Raw genomic sequence first — 14,597 nt, forward strand, 5'->3', positions numbered from 1 at the left:
TTTGAGCAACCTGCGGTTAGCTTCCTAGTTTGTTCTTTGATTTTCATTGAGTATAAATCATTCAATGTAACTGAAAAATTTCTTAACGAAAGATAGAGATAAACCGAAATCAGTAGATCGTATAAAGTGAAAAGGAAGGAATTCAATATGACAAGTTTAAAATTATTAAAAGAAAAAGCACCATTGGTCATTTGCATCACCAATGATGTGGTAAAAAATTTCACAGCAAATGGATTAGTAGCACTAGGTGCATCACCAGCTATGAGCGAGTACCCAGCAGACTTAGAAGATCTATTAAAATATGCTGGAGGATTATTGATTAACATTGGGACTTTAACGGATGATAATTGGAAATTATACCAAGCTGCTCTGAAAATTGCAGAGAAATATAATGTCCCAGCAGTTTTAGATCCTGTAGCCTGTGGAGCAGGAGAATATAGAAAAAAAGTAGCAGATGATTTAATCAACAATTACAAACTAGCTGCGATTAGGGGGAATGCTGGAGAGATTGCTTCTTTAGTAGGTATAAATGTGGCATCTAAAGGAGTAGATAGTGCTGGTGTGGATAATATTGATGAGATTGCTCTAGCAGCCAACGCTAAGTTTCATATTCCAATAGTAGTGACTGGAGAAGTTGATGCGATTGCTGTTAATGGAGAAGTGGTAACGATTCATAATGGTAGTGCCATGATGCCAAAAGTCATTGGGACAGGATGTTTATTAGGGGCAGTGGTAGCAAGCTTTATCGGACTAGAAAAAGGTCAAGAATTGAAATCATTAGAAACAGCAATGTTGGTTTACAATATCGCTGGAGAAATGGCAGAAAAACGTCCAAATGGACATCTTCCTGGAACATTTAAAGTTGAATTTATGAATGCCTTATACGAGATTTCAGATGAAGATGTAAAGGAATTCAAAAGAGTGAAGTAAAATGTTTCATAAAGAATTACTAAAACTATATTTTATTTGTGGAACGGCTACTTGCCAAGGAAAAGCTCTATATAGAGTCGTTGAGGAAGCCTTAAAAGGTGGTATAACCTTATTTCAATTTCGTGAAAAAGGTGAGGGAGCCTTAGAAGGTAAAGAAAAAGTCGAAGTAGCAATTAAACTACAGGATCTTTGTAAAAAATACAATGTTCCGTTTATTGTTAATGATGATATTGATTTGGCGATGGAAATTGACGCTGATGGCGTACATGTAGGACAAGATGACCTTGGAGTTGATGAAATTAGAAAATTGATGCCAGATAAAATAATTGGTCTTTCTATAAAAAACGAGAAAGAATTTCAACAGTCAAAAGTTGAATATGTAGATTATGTTGGTGTTGGTCCTGTATTTGATACCCAGTCAAAGGATGATGCTGGAGGTGCTATAGGTTATGAAGGTCTTAAATTGATGAGAAAACTATTGCCACAAATGCCCTTAGTTGCAATTGGTGGGATACAGACGAAACATATTAAAGACATTATAAAGACCAATGTTGACGGCGTTTCAATCATTTCGGCAATATCGTATGCAAAAAATATAGAAAAAACTGTTCGGGAAATGAGTGAACAATAGATATCTATCCTTGGATTCTAAGTAAGTAGGATTTTCCTTTTTTAAAAAGCTATGTCTAGATTCAGCTTGAATGGCTAATTCATCAAACAGGTCATTTGTTTTTTGCAAAAGAAAGATCTGCTGTCTTTGTGAGTGCAAGGCTGTATTTCCAGTTCAATTTCTTGAACTAGTATAAAATGTGTGTTATAATAATCACATAATTAAATAATAAAGGCATTTGGGGTGCTTTAGGCTGAGATGATACCCATTGAACCTGATACAGTTAAGACTGGCGAAGGGAAATGTGAAATGTTTTTTTCGTATGTCGAAAAGAACTGTCTAATCTTGTAAGCTGAACTCTAATTCCTATCTGTAATTAGAGTTTTTTCTTTTACGAAACTAGATGAAGATGATATAGTAGATTGAAATAAGATGCGAACAAATCAATTAGAAAATTCAAATTAATTTCTAGAAATATTTTAGCATTCCTGTGTACTGTTCTAAATTCAATCTGCTATACAAAGTATTTAGGTCGGTCTTCTTGAGTGCCCCACTTTTCTTTTAAAAAAGGAGTTTTTTATGTTGAAAAAATGGCAGTTAAAAGATGTTATCTTGCTTGCTTTCTTGTCTATCTTTTTTGGTGGGGTTTTCGTTGGTTCAGGATATGTGTATAATATTCTCAGTCTACTCTTAACACCTCTTGGTTTGCAGGCCTTTGCCAATGAAATCCTCTTCGGTCTCTGGTGTATGGCTGCGCCCATTGCTGCCATCTTTGTTCCGAGAGTCGGAAGTGCAACGATTGGAGAAGTGCTAGCTGCGCTTGCTGAAGTCCTTTATGGTAGCCAATTTGGTCTAGGAGCTCTTTTGTCTGGCTTGGTTCAAGGTTTGGGAAGTGAATTTGGTTTTATCGTAACTAAGAATCGCTATGAAAGTTGGCTCTCTCTAACTGCTAATAGTATTGGGATTACGCTTGTTAGCTTTGTCTATGAATACATTAAGTTAGGTTACTACGCCTTTTCCCTTCCGTTTGTCCTTTCCTTACTTGTGGTACGTTTTATTTCTGTTTATTTCTTCTGTACCATCTTGGTTCGTGCCATTGTCAAACTCTATCATCAGTTTGCAACTGGAGGAAAAGCATAGATGGGTCTGGAACTACGAGCGATTCAGTCCCCAATCTTCTCTGAGCCGTTTGATTTTACTTTTCATGCGCAAGCCTTTACCTTGTTAGTTGGGAGCAGTGGTTCAGGAAAATCCAGCCTTTTTCAAGTCATTGCCCAAGTCAGTTCTCTTCCCTATAGTGGTCAAGTCCTGATAGATGGGAGCGAGGTCAGTCAGCTTTCTATCATCGCACGTGTCCAGAAGGTTGGCATTCTCTTTCAAAATCCCAATCATCAATTTACCATGGAGAACTTGTTTGAGGAGTTGGTTTTTACCCTAGAGAATATCGGCCATCACCTTCAGGAAATTGATTCAAAAATAGCAGAGGTAGTCCAGCAATGTCGCTGCAAGGCAATCTTGCACCGTCCCATTCATCACTTATCAGGTGGGGAAAAGCAAAAAGCTGCTTTGGCTGTTCTCTTTGCTATGAATCCTAGGGTCTATCTCTTGGATGAGCCTTTTGCTTCCATTGACCGCAAGAGTAGGATAGAGATATTGGAGATTCTAAAAGAGTTAGCTTCTAATGGGAGGACAGTTATTTTGTGCGACCATGATTTAACGGACTATGAAGCCTATATCGACCATATGGTGGAGCTAAGAGATGGGCAACTAAGGGAAGTGTTTCAAATCCCTACCTCTGATATGACCCAGGTTACTTCAAAGGAAGTTGCTTCTAGCCCAGAACTATTCCATATGGATAGAATGACTTGTGAGCTGAATAAGCACTCCCTCCTTTCGATTGCGAATTTCACATTCTACCAAGGAATTTCCTGTATCCTGGGTGACAATGGTGTCGGGAAATCAACCCTCTTTCGGTCTATTCTTCAATTTCAAAAGTATAAGGGGCGCATTGCATGGAAGGGGACAGTCCTGAAAAAGAAAAAGAGTTTGTACCGTGATCTGACGGGTGTTGTTCAGGAAGCTGAGAAGCAGTTTATCCGAGTCAGTCTGCGAGAGGAGCTTCAATTAGATGGACCTGATTCTGAAAGAAATCAGCGGATTTTTCAAGCTTTACGATATTTTGATTTGGAGCAGGCAGTCGATAAGAGTCCCTATCAATTAAGTGGTGGTCAGCAAAAAATTCTTCAGCTCCTGACCATCTTGACCAGTAAGGCTTCCGTGATCTTGCTAGATGAACCTTTTGCAGGTTTGGATGATAGAGCCTGCCATTATTTCTGTCAGTGGATTGTGGAGGAGAGGAATCAAGGAAGAAGTTTTTTGATCATTAGCCATCGTTTAGATCCTTTGATCTCTGTGGTTGATTATTGGATTGAGATGACTAGTCAGGGTCTTCGGCATGTGAAAGAAGTGACCATTACCAAACCACTTACATCTCAGAGTAGCAATACCCAAGGGGAGGTGAGATAGTATGGTCAAAGTAGCAACCCAGACACCGATTATCAGTCTCTTCTTGCTGATTTTATCCTTGGAAACATCTTTCATTCCTTCGATTGCTCTGAATCTTTCGGTAGTCGCATTTTGTATTCTCTTTATGCTCTATTACCGTCGATTTAAAATGTTAGCTTGGATGATCATACTTGCCATTTTACCATCTTTTGCCAACTACTGGGCAGTTCAGTTACACGGAGATGCTTCACAGGCAGTCATGCTTGGAACGAGGGCCTTTGTGACAGTTTGTATCGGCCTTGTCTTTGTTTCCTCTATTTCACTAAAAGAGCTTCTCTTGTACTTGGCTCAAAAGGGGCTATCACGCTCTTGGTCCTATGCCTTGATTGTGGTATTCAATTCCTTTCCCCTTATCCAGAAAGAAATCAAATCCCTCAAAGAAGCTTGCCTATTACGTGGTCAAGAACTGCATTTTTGGTCGCCCTTGATTTACAGCAAGGTTTTGATGACAGTCTTTAGGTGGCGCCATCTTTACCTGAGAGCTCTGTCTGCCCATGGATATGACGAACATGCACAGGTGGAGAATCGCTATCGGACTTTTTATATTGCTAAAAAAACAAAATTAATCTACCTGCTTTTCTTTTTATTGCTTCAAACCAGTCTATTTTTATAAAGGAGTTATTATGGAATTTACAGATATTGCGATGGAATTATCCAAGGAAGCTTGGCAGGCTTCCTTTCATCATCCCTTTATTTTACAATTACAAGAGGGAAATTTAGAACCTGCCATTTTCCGCTATTACCTGATTCAGGATGCCTACTATCTGAAGGCCTTCTCAGAAATCTATCACCTTTTGGCTGATAAGACTTCAAACCAAGAGATGAAAAGACTCCTGAAACAAAATGCTCAGAGTCTAGTGGAGGGTGAGTTATTTATTCGCCAACAATTTTTCAAGGAATTGGCAATCAGCGACCAGGAAATGGAGCAACATCCAATCGCTCCAACCTGTTATCATTACATTTCACATATTTATAGGCAATTTGCAGAGCCGAACTTAGCCATTGCCTTTGCAAGTTTGCTGCCTTGTCCTTGGTTATACCATGATATAGGCAAATCACTTAATCTTAAACCATCACCAAATCCTCTCTACCAACAATGGATTGAAACTTATATTACGGATGAGTTAGAGCAGCAGATCAGAGAGGAGGGAGCGCTGGTCAATCAACTCTATCGAGAAAGTGACGAGACAGACAGGAAAAAAATGCTAGATGCCTTCCACATCAGTGTTCATATGGAAGCCAAGTTTTGGGAAATGGCCTACCAACACCAGACATGGAAGAGCGATTTACAGTCTTTAGAAAAAGGAGAATAATAAACATGAGAAAGCACCAATTACAAGTTCACAAATTAACCATTTTATCTATGATGATTGCCCTTGATGTAGTCCTTACACCTATCTTTCGGATTGAGGGAATGGCACCGATGTCCAGTGTAGTCAATATTCTAGCAGGAATCATGATGGGACCTGTTTATGCCTTGGCTATGGCTACAGTGACAGCTTTTATCCGTATGACAACTCAAGGGATTCCACCTTTAGCTCTCACAGGAGCGACTTTTGGAGCCCTTCTAGCAGGTCTCTTTTATAAGTATGGTCGAAAATTTTACTTTTCTGCCTTGGGAGAAATTGTGGGAACAGGTATTATTGGTTCTATTGTTTCCTATCCTGTTATGGTACTCTTTACAGGATCGGCTGCTAAGCTTAGCTGGTTTATCTACACTCCTCGATTTTTCGGAGCAACCTTGATTGGTACAGCGATTTCCTTTATTGCTTTTCGATTTTTAATCAAGCAGGAATTCTTTAAAAAAGTGCAGGGATATTTCTTTGGTGAAAGGATAGAATGATGCAGGAATTGATAAATCCTTTTCCTCTGGAAACGAGTTCTCTTATTCACTGTATGACCAATGAGATTTCTTGTGAGATGCTGGCAAATGGGATTTTGGCTCTGGGATGCAAACCTGTCATGGCAGATGATCCCCGTGAGGTTCTTGATTTTACTAAGCAAAGTCAGGCTCTCTTCATCAATTTGGGGCATTTGTCAGCTGAGAAGGAAAAAGCAATCCGCATGGCAGCCTCGTATGCAGCTCAAGTTTCTCTTCCAATGGTAGTAGATGCGGTCGGCGTAACGGCTTCCTCCATTCGTAAGAGCTTAGTTAAAGACATTTTAGACTATAGACCTACGGTCCTTAAAGGAAACATGTCAGAAATTCGAAGTCTTGTTGGCTTAAAACACCACGGCGTTGGGGTCGATGCGAGTGCTAAAGATCAAGAAACGGAGGATTTGCTTCAAGTCTTGAAAGACTGGTGTCAGACCTATCCTGGTATGTCATTCTTAGTCACTGGCCCCAAGGATCTTATCGTTTCGAAGAATCAGGTTGCTGTATTGGAGAATGGCTGTGTAGAGTTAGACTGGATAACAGGGACAGGAGACTTGGTTGGAGCCTTAACAGCTGTTTTTCTCAGCCAAGGAAAGACTGGTTTTGAAGCTTCTTGCTTAGCAGTCTCTTATCTCAATATCGCTGCTGAGAAAATAGTTGTTCAAGGAATGGGATTGGAAGAATTTCGTTACCAAGTACTCAATCAGCTTTCGCTCCTCAAAAGAGATGAAAATTGGCTAGATGCCATCAAAGGAGAGGTTTATGAATAGAGAAGCACTTAGACTATATCTGGTAACCAATCGCTATCAAGATTCCGTGGAAAGCTTTCTTGCAAAAGTTGAGACTGCCTGCCGTTCAGGTGTTACCATAGTTCAATTACGAGAAAAAAATCTCACAACCCATCAATATTATCAACTGGCAAAACAAGTCAAGGAAATAACAGATGTTTATCAGGTACCCTTGATAATCGATGATCGGTTGGATGTTTGTCTTGCGGTTGATGCAGCAGGTCTGCATATCGGAGATGATGAATTACCCGTTTCGGTTGCCCGACAAGTCTTGGGACCTGATAAAATCCTAGGTGTCACCGCTAAAACGGTTAAAAGAGCTCTGGAAGCAGAAACATCAGGTGCAGATTACTTGGGGACAGGAGCCATTTTCCCAACTACCACCAAGGAAAATGCGCCTATCACCCTGATTTCAACCTTGAAAACAATTTGCCAAACGGTTGCCATTCCAGTAGTTGCTATTGGAGGCTTGACTTCAGAGAACATTGACCAGCTTATGGGCACTGGCATAGCTGGAGTAGCAGTCGTACGCGATCTGATGCAGGCAGAAGATATTGAGGCAAAAACCCAAGCCTTTTTATCAAAGTTGGATGACATTATTTCCTAACTAATACTCAATGAAAATCAAAGAGCAAACTAGGAAGCTAGCCGCAGGTTGCTCAAAGCCCTGCCTTGAGGTTTCAGATAGAAGCTGACGTAGTTTGAAGAGATTTTCGAAGAGTATAAAAACTCTCTAATTCCCTTAAAGTGGGAACTAGAGAGTTTTTTTCTTAATCTTTAAAACTTGTATGGTTGACTGGGCCAGAACCATGACCGAGTTGAGGGGCGTCTTGGATGGCTTTCGTGATAAAGGCCTTGGCCTTATCAACTGCCTGGTAAAGGCTCTTTCCCTTGGCTAGTTCAGCCGTAATCACTGCAGCAAATGTACATCCAGTACCATGGGTGTGACAGGTTTGAATTCTTGGGCTTTCCCAGACAAATTGTTCATCCTTGGTAAAGAGGAAATCTTTAGCACCACCTTCGAGATGGCCACCTTTGATGACCACAGACTGAGGACCAAACTCTTTTAAAATCAGGTGACCGGCACGATGCATGTCTTCGGGGTCATGGATTGAAAAACCAACAATCTCTTCTGCCTCAGGAAGATTTGGCGTAATAATCGTTGCTAGAGGTAGTAAGTTTGTTTTGAGATAGTCTCTAGCACCTGAGTCAATCAAGGCATCTCCACTTGTAGCAACCATAACAGGATCAAGGACATAGGGACAATCCAGTTTTTTAAGATAGGGTTGGATGATTTCCATGATGTCAGTAGTTGCCAACATTCCTGTTTTTACAGCCTGAGGTGGAATATCAGAAAATACACTGTCCAATTGGGCTTCCGACATTTGAGGAGAAACGTGCTCGATTAGCTGAACACCTCTGGTATTTTGAGCAACAAGGCTAGTCACAACAGCCATTCCATAGACATCTCTAGCTTGGAACGACTTTAAGTCAGCCATAATGCCAGCACCACCACTAGGGTCAGTCCCTGCAATGGTCAAAGCAACGGGTAAATAAGTCATCTAAAACCTCCCAACCAACTGAAGTTTGTATTCTTAAGAACAAGCTAATCTGTTTCAGGAAGGCAATAGAAGACTGCTAGTCCCCATTATCATTTCCACTTCCATCAGCTAGCATTACCTAGATTGAGTCAGAGGGATCTAACAGTCGTTAATCTCAGCTTTACGCACCCCTAGTGGTTGTTTTCTTTTTTCTTTAGTATAGCATATTTTTATTGTTTATATAGTAATATTTGACTGAAAATTGTTTACTAAATAGTTAAAAATTTATTTTTAGAAGTAATAAGCATTTTAATAATTGACAATTGTAGATTTTAAGAGTATACTGACAATTGTAATCGACAAATGTAGATTTTGGAGGTGTGATGATGCAGATTTCAGATGCAGAATGGCAGGTCATGAAGATTATTTGGATGCAGGGGGAGCAGACCAGTTCAGATTTGATTAGGGTTCTGGCGGAGCGGTTTGACTGGTCCAAGTCCACAGTTCAGACACTTTTGGCTCGTCTGGTTGAGAAAGAGTGTTTGACTCGGAAAAAAGAAGGCAAGTCCTTTGTCTATTCAGCCCTTTTAACTTTGGATCAAAGTCGGGATTTACTTGTCCAAGATATCAAGGACAAGGTTTGTTCCCGTAGGATTAAGAACTTGTTGGCTGATTTGATTACTGAATGTGATTTTACTCAGGCTGACTTGGAAGACTTGGAAGCTGTGATTTCTGAGAAGAAATCAAACGCTATGACAGAAGTAAAATGTAATTGTATGTAAAGGAGACGTCATGTTAAATAGTATTGTAACCATTATTTGTATTGCCCTTATCGCGTTTATCTTGTTTTGGTTTTTCAAAAAGCCTGAAAAATCTGGACAAAAGGCCCAGCAAAAAAAGGGCTACCAAGAGATTCGAGTGGAAGTCATGGGAGGCTATACGCCTGAGTTGATTATTCTCAAGAAATCAGTGCCAGCCCGCATTGTCTTTGACCGCAAGGATCCTTCACCATGTCTGGATCAAATTGTTTTTCCAGATTTTGGTGTACATGCGGACCTACCTATGGGGGAAGAGTATATAGTGGAAATCACGCCTGAGCAGGCTGGAGAGTATGGTTTCTCTTGTGGCATGAATATGATGCACGGTAAGATGATTGTAGAATAGGAGAATGATATGACTGAAATTGTAAAAGCAAGTCTTGAAAATGGTGTTCAAAAAATCCGTATCACGGCAGACAAAGGCTATCATCCAGCCCATATTCAGCTTCAAAAGGGAATTCCAGCTGAGATTACCTTTCATCGTGTGACTCCTTCAAACTGTTATAAGGAAATTCTTTTTGAGGAAGAAGGCATCTTGGAACCAATCGGCGTAGACGAAGAGAAGACAATTCGTTTTACTCCTCAAGAATTAGGCCAACATGAATTTTCTTGTGGCATGAAGATGCAAAAGGGGAGTTATACCGTAGTTGAGAAGACTCGAAAATCTCTATCACTTTTACAGCGTTTTTGGATTACTAGTATCTTTACTGTGCCTCTTGTGATTCTCATGATTGGGATGTCGACAGGAGGAATTAGTCACCAAGTCATGCGTTGGGGAACCTTTTTAGCCACAACACCGATTATGCTAGTAGCAGGTGGTCCTTATATCCAAAGTGCTTGGGCTAGTTTTAAAAAGCACAATGCCAACATGGATACCTTGGTTGCGCTGGGAACCCTAGTGGCCTATTTCTATAGCTTAGTTGCCCTCTTCGCTGGCCTCCCCGTTTACTTTGAAAGTGCTGCATTTATCTTCTTCTTCGTTCTTATGGGAGCCGTTTTTGAGGAGAAAATGCGGAAAAATACTTCCCAAGCTGTGGAGAAATTACTTGACTTGCAGGCTAAAAGTGCAGAAGTCTTGCGTGAGGATAACTATGTTCAAGTTCCCTTGGAGCAAGTCAAGGTAGGTGACCTGATTCGAGTGCGTCCCGGTGAAAAGATTGCGGTTGATGGTGTCGTAGTAGGAGGTGTCTCTAGTATTGATGAGTCTATGGTGACAGGTGAGAGTCTGCCTGTGGACAAGACAGTTGGAGATACTGTCATTGGCTCAACCATCAATAATAGTGGAACACTTGTTTTTAGAGCAGAAAAAGTCGGTTCAGAGACTGTTTTGGCTCAGATTGTGGATTTTGTGAAGAAAGCTCAGACAAGTCGTGCGCCGATTCAGGACTTGACGGATAAAATTTCAGGGATTTTTGTCCCAGCAGTTGTCATTTTAGGGATTGTGACCTTTTGGGTTTGGTTCGTCTTGCTCAGGGATAGTGTAGTTGTGCTTGGGTCGAGCTTTGTGTCTTCGCTTCTCTATGGAGTAGCAGTTCTGATTATTGCCTGCCCTTGTGCATTGGGACTTGCAACACCGACAGCCCTTATGGTGGGGACAGGTCGCAGTGCCAAGATGGGAGTTCTCCTCAAAAATGGAACGGTTCTACAGGAAATCCAGAAAGTTCAAACTATTGTCTTTGATAAAACAGGGACCTTGACGGAAGGGAAACCTGTGGTCACAGATATCATCGGCGACGAAGTAGAAGTGCTTGGATTGGCAGCCTCCCTGGAAGAAGCTTCTCAACACCCACTGGCTGAGGCTATTGTTAAGCGAGCGACTGAAGCTGGACTTGAGTTTCACACTGTTGAAAATTTCCAAGCCTTGCACGGAAAAGGTGTCTCAGGGCAAATCAATGGAAAACAAGTTTTGCTTGGAAATGCTAAAATGCTGGATGGCATGAACATTTCTAGCACTTATCAAGATAAACTAGAAGAACTAGAAAAAGAAGCTAAGACAGTTGTGTTCTTGGCTGTTGACAATGAAATCAAAGGCTTGCTTGCACTACAAGATATTCCCAAGGAAAATGCCAAGCTAGCCATCAGTCAGTTGAAAAAGCGTGGCCTTAAAACAGTCATGCTGACAGGAGATAATGCAGGTGTGGCGCGTGCTATTGCCGATCAGATCGGAATCGAAGAGGTCATTGCAGGTGTCTTGCCAGAAGAAAAAGCCCATGAAATTCATAAACTACAATCAGCTGGTAAAGTAGCCTTTGTTGGGGACGGTATCAATGATGCCCCTGCCCTCAGTGTAGCAGATGTGGGAATTGCTATGGGGGCTGGAACAGATATTGCCATCGAGTCAGCAGATTTAGTGTTGACAATCAATAACCTCCTAGGCGTGGTGCGTGCCTTTGACATGAGTAAGAAAACCTTTAATCGAATTCTGCTCAATCTTTTCTGGGCCTTTATCTACAATGTCGTCGGAATTCCGATTGCAGCAGGAGTCTTTTCTGGTGTTGGACTGGCGCTCACTCCAGAATTGGCAGGTCTAGCCATGGCCTTTAGTTCTGTATCTGTTCTGACTAGTTCACTCTTACTAAACTTTAGTAAAATAGACTAAAAGTAATGACTAGATTTCTTTGTTATAAAACAGGAATGGCATCGCTTTCAAAACTGTATTAGAATAGAAAGTAGAGAGTTTTGAGCAGATTTTTAGAAAAGTCAACATAAATATGATATAGTGGAATAGTAAAAATTTGGAGAACGTTTCCAATTCTATGTAATCGTATTCTCCAAGTCTAAAAAATTGAAGGAGAGTTATCACTATGACTCAAGGAAAAATTACTGCATCTGCAGCAATGCTTAACGTATTGAAAACATGGGGCGTAGATACAATCTACGGTATCCCATCAGGAACACTCAGCTCATTGATGGACGCTTTGGCTGAAGACAAAGATATCCGCTTCTTGCAAGTTCGCCATGAAGAGACAGGTTCTCTTGCAGCGGTTATGCAAGCTAAATTCGGTGGCTCAATCGGGGTTGCAGTTGGTTCAGGTGGTCCAGGTGCGACTCACTTGATTAACGGTGTTTACGATGCAGCTATGGATAACACTCCATTCCTAGCAATCCTTGGATCACGTCCAGTTAATGAATTGAACATGGATGCTTTCCAAGAATTGAACCAAAACCCAATGTACAACGGTATCGCTGTATACAACAAACGCGTAGCTTACGCTGAGCAATTACCAAAAGTAATCGACGAAGCTTGCCGTGCTGCAGTCTCTAAAAAAGGTCCAGCTGTTGTTGAAATCCCAGTAAACTTTGGTTTCCAAGAAATCGACGAAAACTCATACTATGGATCAGGTTCATACGAGCGTTCATTTATCGCTCCTGCTTTGAACGAAGTTGAAATCGACAAAGCTGTTGAAATCTTGAACAATGCTGAACGTCCAGTTATCTATGCTGGTTACGGTGGTGTTAAAGCTGGTGAAGTGATCACTGAATTGTCACGTAAAATCAAAGCACCAATTATCACAACTGGTAAAAACTTTGAAGCTTTCGAATGGAACTATGAAGGTTTGACAGGTTCTGCTTACCGTGTTGGTTGGAAGCCAGCCAACGAAGTGGTCTTTGAAGCAGACACAGTTCTTTTCCTTGGTTCAAACTTCCCATTTGCTGAAGTTTACGAAGCATTCAAGAACACTGAAAAGTTCATTCAAGTTGATATTGACCCTTACAAACTTGGTAAACGTCACGCCCTTGACGCTTCAATCCTTGGTGATGCAGGTCAAGCAGCCAAAGCAATCCTTGACAAAGTGAATCCAGTTGAATCTACTCCATGGTGGCGTGCAAACGTGAAGAACAACCAAAACTGGCGTGATTACATGAACAAACTCGAAGGTAAAACTGAGGGTGAATTGCAATTGTATCAAGTTTACAATGCAATCAACAAACATGCTGATCAAGACGCTATCTACTCAATCGACGTAGGTGACACTACTCAAACATCTACTCGTCACCTTCACATGACACCTAAGAACATGTGGCGTACATCTCCACTCTTTGCGACAATGGGTATTGCCCTTCCTGGTGGTATCGCTGCTAAGAAAGACAATCCAGCTCGCCAAGTATGGAACATCATGGGTGACGGTGCATTCAACATGTGCTACCCAGACGTTATCACAAATGTTCAATACGACCTTCCAGTTATCAACGTTGTCTTCTCAAATGGTAAATATGCCTTCATCAAGGACAAATACGAAGACACAAACAAACACTTATTTGGTTGTGACTTCTCTAATGCTGACTATGCGAAAATCGCTGAAGCGCAAGGTGCTGTAGGATTTACAGTTGACCGTATCGAAGACATCGATGCAGTTGTTGCAGAAGCTGTTAAACTCAACAAAGAAGGTAAAACTATTGTAATCGATGCTCGCATCACTCCACACCGTCCACTTCCAGTAGAAGTACTTGAATTGGATCCAAAACTTCACTCAGAAGAAGCTATCAAAGCCTTCAAGGAAAAATACGAAGCAGAAGAACTCGTACCATTCCGTCTCTTCTTGGAAGAAGAAGGGTTACAATCACGCGCAATTAAATAATTCCTCTCGCCGAAAATCAAATATGAAACTTGTAGACTTTATTCTTTGATTTTCATAGAGCGGAACTTTAAAAGATCGGAGCAATCCGGTCTTTTTATGGAGGAGAGTAAATGAATTTAAATCAATTAGATATTATCGTTTCAAATGTTCCCCAAGTTTGTACTGACTTGGAGCATATATTGGATAAAAAGGCAGATTATGCTGATGATGGTTTTGCTCAGTTTACGATTGGCAGTCACTGTCTGATGTTGTCTCAAAATCATTTGGTTCCTTTGGAAAACTTTCAGTCAGGAATCATTCTTCATATCGAGGTTGAGGATCTAAATCAGAATTACCAACGTTTAAAAGAGATTGGTGTCGAGATTTTACACGGTATTTGTGAAACGGATTGGGGAACAGAGTCCTTATTAGTTAAAGGTCCTGCTGGTCTAGTGATTGATTTTTATCGTATGAAATAAGGTGCTTAGTCATTTGACGTTAACCTTAGCTATTTTTAAAACAGAAATTGAGAATACGAACTATTGAAAAGATCGGAGCAATCCGGTCTTTTTATTATAAAGAAATTGCATATAATACTCATATGCTTTCAAAAAGCATTCTAGTCCATCTCCGATTAACGATGGACTTTATCACCTCCTTCTCCAGTCCTTGTATAACATCTTGAAGTTGATTCATGATATCTTCCAATATGGGCATCAACAGCTCCATAACAATAGCGAAATTCTCGTATATAGTGACTATGGACATGTGGACCTACTCCTATTGGAGACCAACAAGATCCCAGTTTACTGATTCTACCGAAACCAGCCTCATCTTGGTACATCAAGCAAACCTTACGAAAATGCCTACTGGTTTTAAAGCGCTTTCTTGTCTTCTTGAATTGAGATTT

General features: G+C 40.7%; 15 protein-coding genes, 1 pseudogene and 2 riboswitches. Of the genes and pseudogenes, 14 read left to right on the forward strand and 2 right to left on the reverse strand.

Annotation, left to right across the window (positions count from 1 at the left end; translation table 11 throughout):
* Nucleotides 1–147: 147 nt before the first annotated feature.
* From thiM to thiE (HT723_RS01655), 9 genes are all read left to right on the forward strand, one after another.
* Nucleotides 148–930, forward strand: a complete 783-nt coding sequence (thiM, locus tag HT723_RS01615) for a hydroxyethylthiazole kinase (protein WP_050262178.1) — start codon at nt 148–150, stop codon at nt 928–930.
* A 1-nt stretch (nt 931) separates the two neighbouring features.
* Nucleotides 932–1,561, forward strand: coding sequence for a thiamine phosphate synthase (thiE, locus tag HT723_RS01620; RefSeq protein ID WP_172930372.1), 630 nt, complete (start codon nt 932–934; stop codon nt 1,559–1,561).
* Between the two features lie 208 nt (nt 1,562–1,769).
* Nucleotides 1,770–1,858: riboswitch (TPP riboswitch) on the forward strand.
* A gap of 261 nt (nt 1,859–2,119) precedes the next feature.
* Complete coding sequence (locus tag HT723_RS01625) at nt 2,120–2,680, forward strand: ECF transporter S component (protein ID WP_000915286.1); 561 nt, start codon at nt 2,120–2,122, stop codon at nt 2,678–2,680.
* Nucleotides 2,681–4,066, forward strand: a complete 1,386-nt coding sequence (locus tag HT723_RS01630; RefSeq protein WP_172930371.1) for an ABC transporter ATP-binding protein — start codon at nt 2,681–2,683, stop codon at nt 4,064–4,066.
* A gap of 1 nt (nt 4,067) precedes the next feature.
* Entirely contained in the window at nt 4,068–4,718 is a 651-nt protein-coding gene (locus tag HT723_RS01635; protein ID WP_172930370.1) for an energy-coupling factor transporter transmembrane component T, read from the forward strand.
* 10 nt (nt 4,719–4,728) lie between these two features.
* Nucleotides 4,729–5,418: a thiaminase II gene (tenA, locus tag HT723_RS01640; RefSeq protein ID WP_054388066.1), complete on the forward strand. Its 690-nt coding sequence runs from the start codon at nt 4,729–4,731 to the stop codon at nt 5,416–5,418.
* A 5-nt stretch (nt 5,419–5,423) separates the two neighbouring features.
* Nucleotides 5,424–5,948, forward strand: a complete 525-nt coding sequence (gene thiW, locus HT723_RS01645) for an energy coupling factor transporter S component ThiW (protein ID WP_054386266.1) — start codon at nt 5,424–5,426, stop codon at nt 5,946–5,948.
* Entirely contained in the window at nt 5,948–6,751 is an 804-nt protein-coding gene (locus HT723_RS01650; protein WP_172930369.1) for a hydroxyethylthiazole kinase, read from the forward strand. The genes thiW and HT723_RS01650 overlap by 1 nt, the downstream gene beginning before the upstream one ends.
* Nucleotides 6,744–7,376: a thiamine phosphate synthase gene (gene thiE, locus HT723_RS01655; RefSeq protein WP_023941452.1), complete on the forward strand. Its 633-nt coding sequence runs from the start codon at nt 6,744–6,746 to the stop codon at nt 7,374–7,376. Before HT723_RS01650 ends, thiE (HT723_RS01655) begins: the two co-directional genes overlap by 8 nt.
* Before the next feature lie 163 nt (nt 7,377–7,539).
* On the opposite strand, the gene thiD is transcribed toward thiE (HT723_RS01655), so the two are convergent.
* Nucleotides 7,540–8,331: a bifunctional hydroxymethylpyrimidine kinase/phosphomethylpyrimidine kinase gene (thiD, locus tag HT723_RS01660; RefSeq protein ID WP_172934500.1), complete on the reverse strand. Its 792-nt coding sequence runs from the start codon at nt 8,329–8,331 to the stop codon at nt 7,540–7,542.
* A gap of 83 nt (nt 8,332–8,414) precedes the next feature.
* A riboswitch (TPP riboswitch) is annotated at nt 8,415–8,513 on the reverse strand.
* A 183-nt stretch (nt 8,514–8,696) separates the two neighbouring features.
* Between thiD and HT723_RS01665 the strand changes: the two genes are divergently transcribed.
* From HT723_RS01665 to HT723_RS01685, 5 genes are all read left to right on the forward strand, one after another.
* Nucleotides 8,697–9,092 (forward strand): CopY/TcrY family copper transport repressor, encoded by a 396-nt coding sequence (locus HT723_RS01665; RefSeq protein ID WP_050967707.1) that lies wholly within the window; start codon nt 8,697–8,699, stop codon nt 9,090–9,092.
* A 10-nt stretch (nt 9,093–9,102) separates the two neighbouring features.
* Nucleotides 9,103–9,474 (forward strand): cupredoxin domain-containing protein, encoded by a 372-nt coding sequence (locus HT723_RS01670; protein ID WP_000935054.1) that lies wholly within the window; start codon nt 9,103–9,105, stop codon nt 9,472–9,474.
* A gap of 9 nt (nt 9,475–9,483) precedes the next feature.
* Nucleotides 9,484–11,727: a heavy metal translocating P-type ATPase gene (locus HT723_RS01675; RefSeq protein WP_172930367.1), complete on the forward strand. Its 2,244-nt coding sequence runs from the start codon at nt 9,484–9,486 to the stop codon at nt 11,725–11,727.
* 205 nt (nt 11,728–11,932) lie between these two features.
* A complete protein-coding gene (gene spxB / locus HT723_RS01680) occupies nt 11,933–13,708 on the forward strand; it encodes a pyruvate oxidase (RefSeq protein WP_172930366.1) in 1,776 nt (591 codons plus the stop codon).
* Nucleotides 13,709–13,818: 110 nt separating this feature from the next.
* The gene (locus tag HT723_RS01685) at nt 13,819–14,166 is read left to right on the forward strand and encodes a VOC family protein (RefSeq protein ID WP_054388071.1); all 348 of its coding nucleotides are present in this window, start codon (nt 13,819–13,821) and stop codon (nt 14,164–14,166) included.
* A gap of 118 nt (nt 14,167–14,284) precedes the next feature.
* Here HT723_RS01685 and HT723_RS01690 read toward each other — a convergent pair.
* Nucleotides 14,285–14,597, reverse strand: a pseudogene (locus tag HT723_RS01690) (IS630 family transposase); the annotation flags it as partial.

It is taken from the genome of Streptococcus sp. 2106, from assembly GCF_013277315.1.
In the GTDB taxonomy this organism is placed as follows: Bacteria; Bacillota; Bacilli; order Lactobacillales; family Streptococcaceae; genus Streptococcus; species Streptococcus pseudopneumoniae.

Excerpts from the sequence above, each read along its gene's own strand:
- spxB (WP_172930366.1), top strand. The coding sequence starts at position 11,933 with ATGACTCAAGGAAAAATTACTGCATCTGCAGCAATGCTTAACGTATTG.
- HT723_RS01635 (WP_172930370.1), top strand. The coding sequence starts at position 4,068 with ATGGTCAAAGTAGCAACCCAGACACCGATTATCAGTCTCTTCTTGCTG.
- HT723_RS01685 (WP_054388071.1), top strand. The coding sequence starts at position 13,819 with ATGAATTTAAATCAATTAGATATTATCGTTTCAAATGTTCCCCAAGTT.
- HT723_RS01630 (WP_172930371.1), top strand. The coding sequence starts at position 2,681 with ATGGGTCTGGAACTACGAGCGATTCAGTCCCCAATCTTCTCTGAGCCG.
- tenA (WP_054388066.1), top strand. The coding sequence starts at position 4,729 with ATGGAATTTACAGATATTGCGATGGAATTATCCAAGGAAGCTTGGCAG.
- thiE (WP_023941452.1), top strand. The coding sequence starts at position 6,744 with ATGAATAGAGAAGCACTTAGACTATATCTGGTAACCAATCGCTATCAA.
- HT723_RS01665 (WP_050967707.1), top strand. The coding sequence starts at position 8,697 with ATGCAGATTTCAGATGCAGAATGGCAGGTCATGAAGATTATTTGGATG.
- HT723_RS01625 (WP_000915286.1), top strand. The coding sequence starts at position 2,120 with ATGTTGAAAAAATGGCAGTTAAAAGATGTTATCTTGCTTGCTTTCTTG.
- HT723_RS01675 (WP_172930367.1), top strand. The coding sequence starts at position 9,484 with ATGACTGAAATTGTAAAAGCAAGTCTTGAAAATGGTGTTCAAAAAATC.
- thiD (WP_172934500.1), bottom strand. The coding sequence starts at position 8,331 with ATGACTTATTTACCCGTTGCTTTGACCATTGCAGGGACTGACCCTAGT.
- thiE (WP_172930372.1), top strand. The coding sequence starts at position 932 with ATGTTTCATAAAGAATTACTAAAACTATATTTTATTTGTGGAACGGCT.
- thiW (WP_054386266.1), top strand. The coding sequence starts at position 5,424 with ATGAGAAAGCACCAATTACAAGTTCACAAATTAACCATTTTATCTATG.
- HT723_RS01670 (WP_000935054.1), top strand. The coding sequence starts at position 9,103 with ATGTTAAATAGTATTGTAACCATTATTTGTATTGCCCTTATCGCGTTT.
- thiM (WP_050262178.1), top strand. The coding sequence starts at position 148 with ATGACAAGTTTAAAATTATTAAAAGAAAAAGCACCATTGGTCATTTGC.
- HT723_RS01650 (WP_172930369.1), top strand. The coding sequence starts at position 5,948 with ATGCAGGAATTGATAAATCCTTTTCCTCTGGAAACGAGTTCTCTTATT.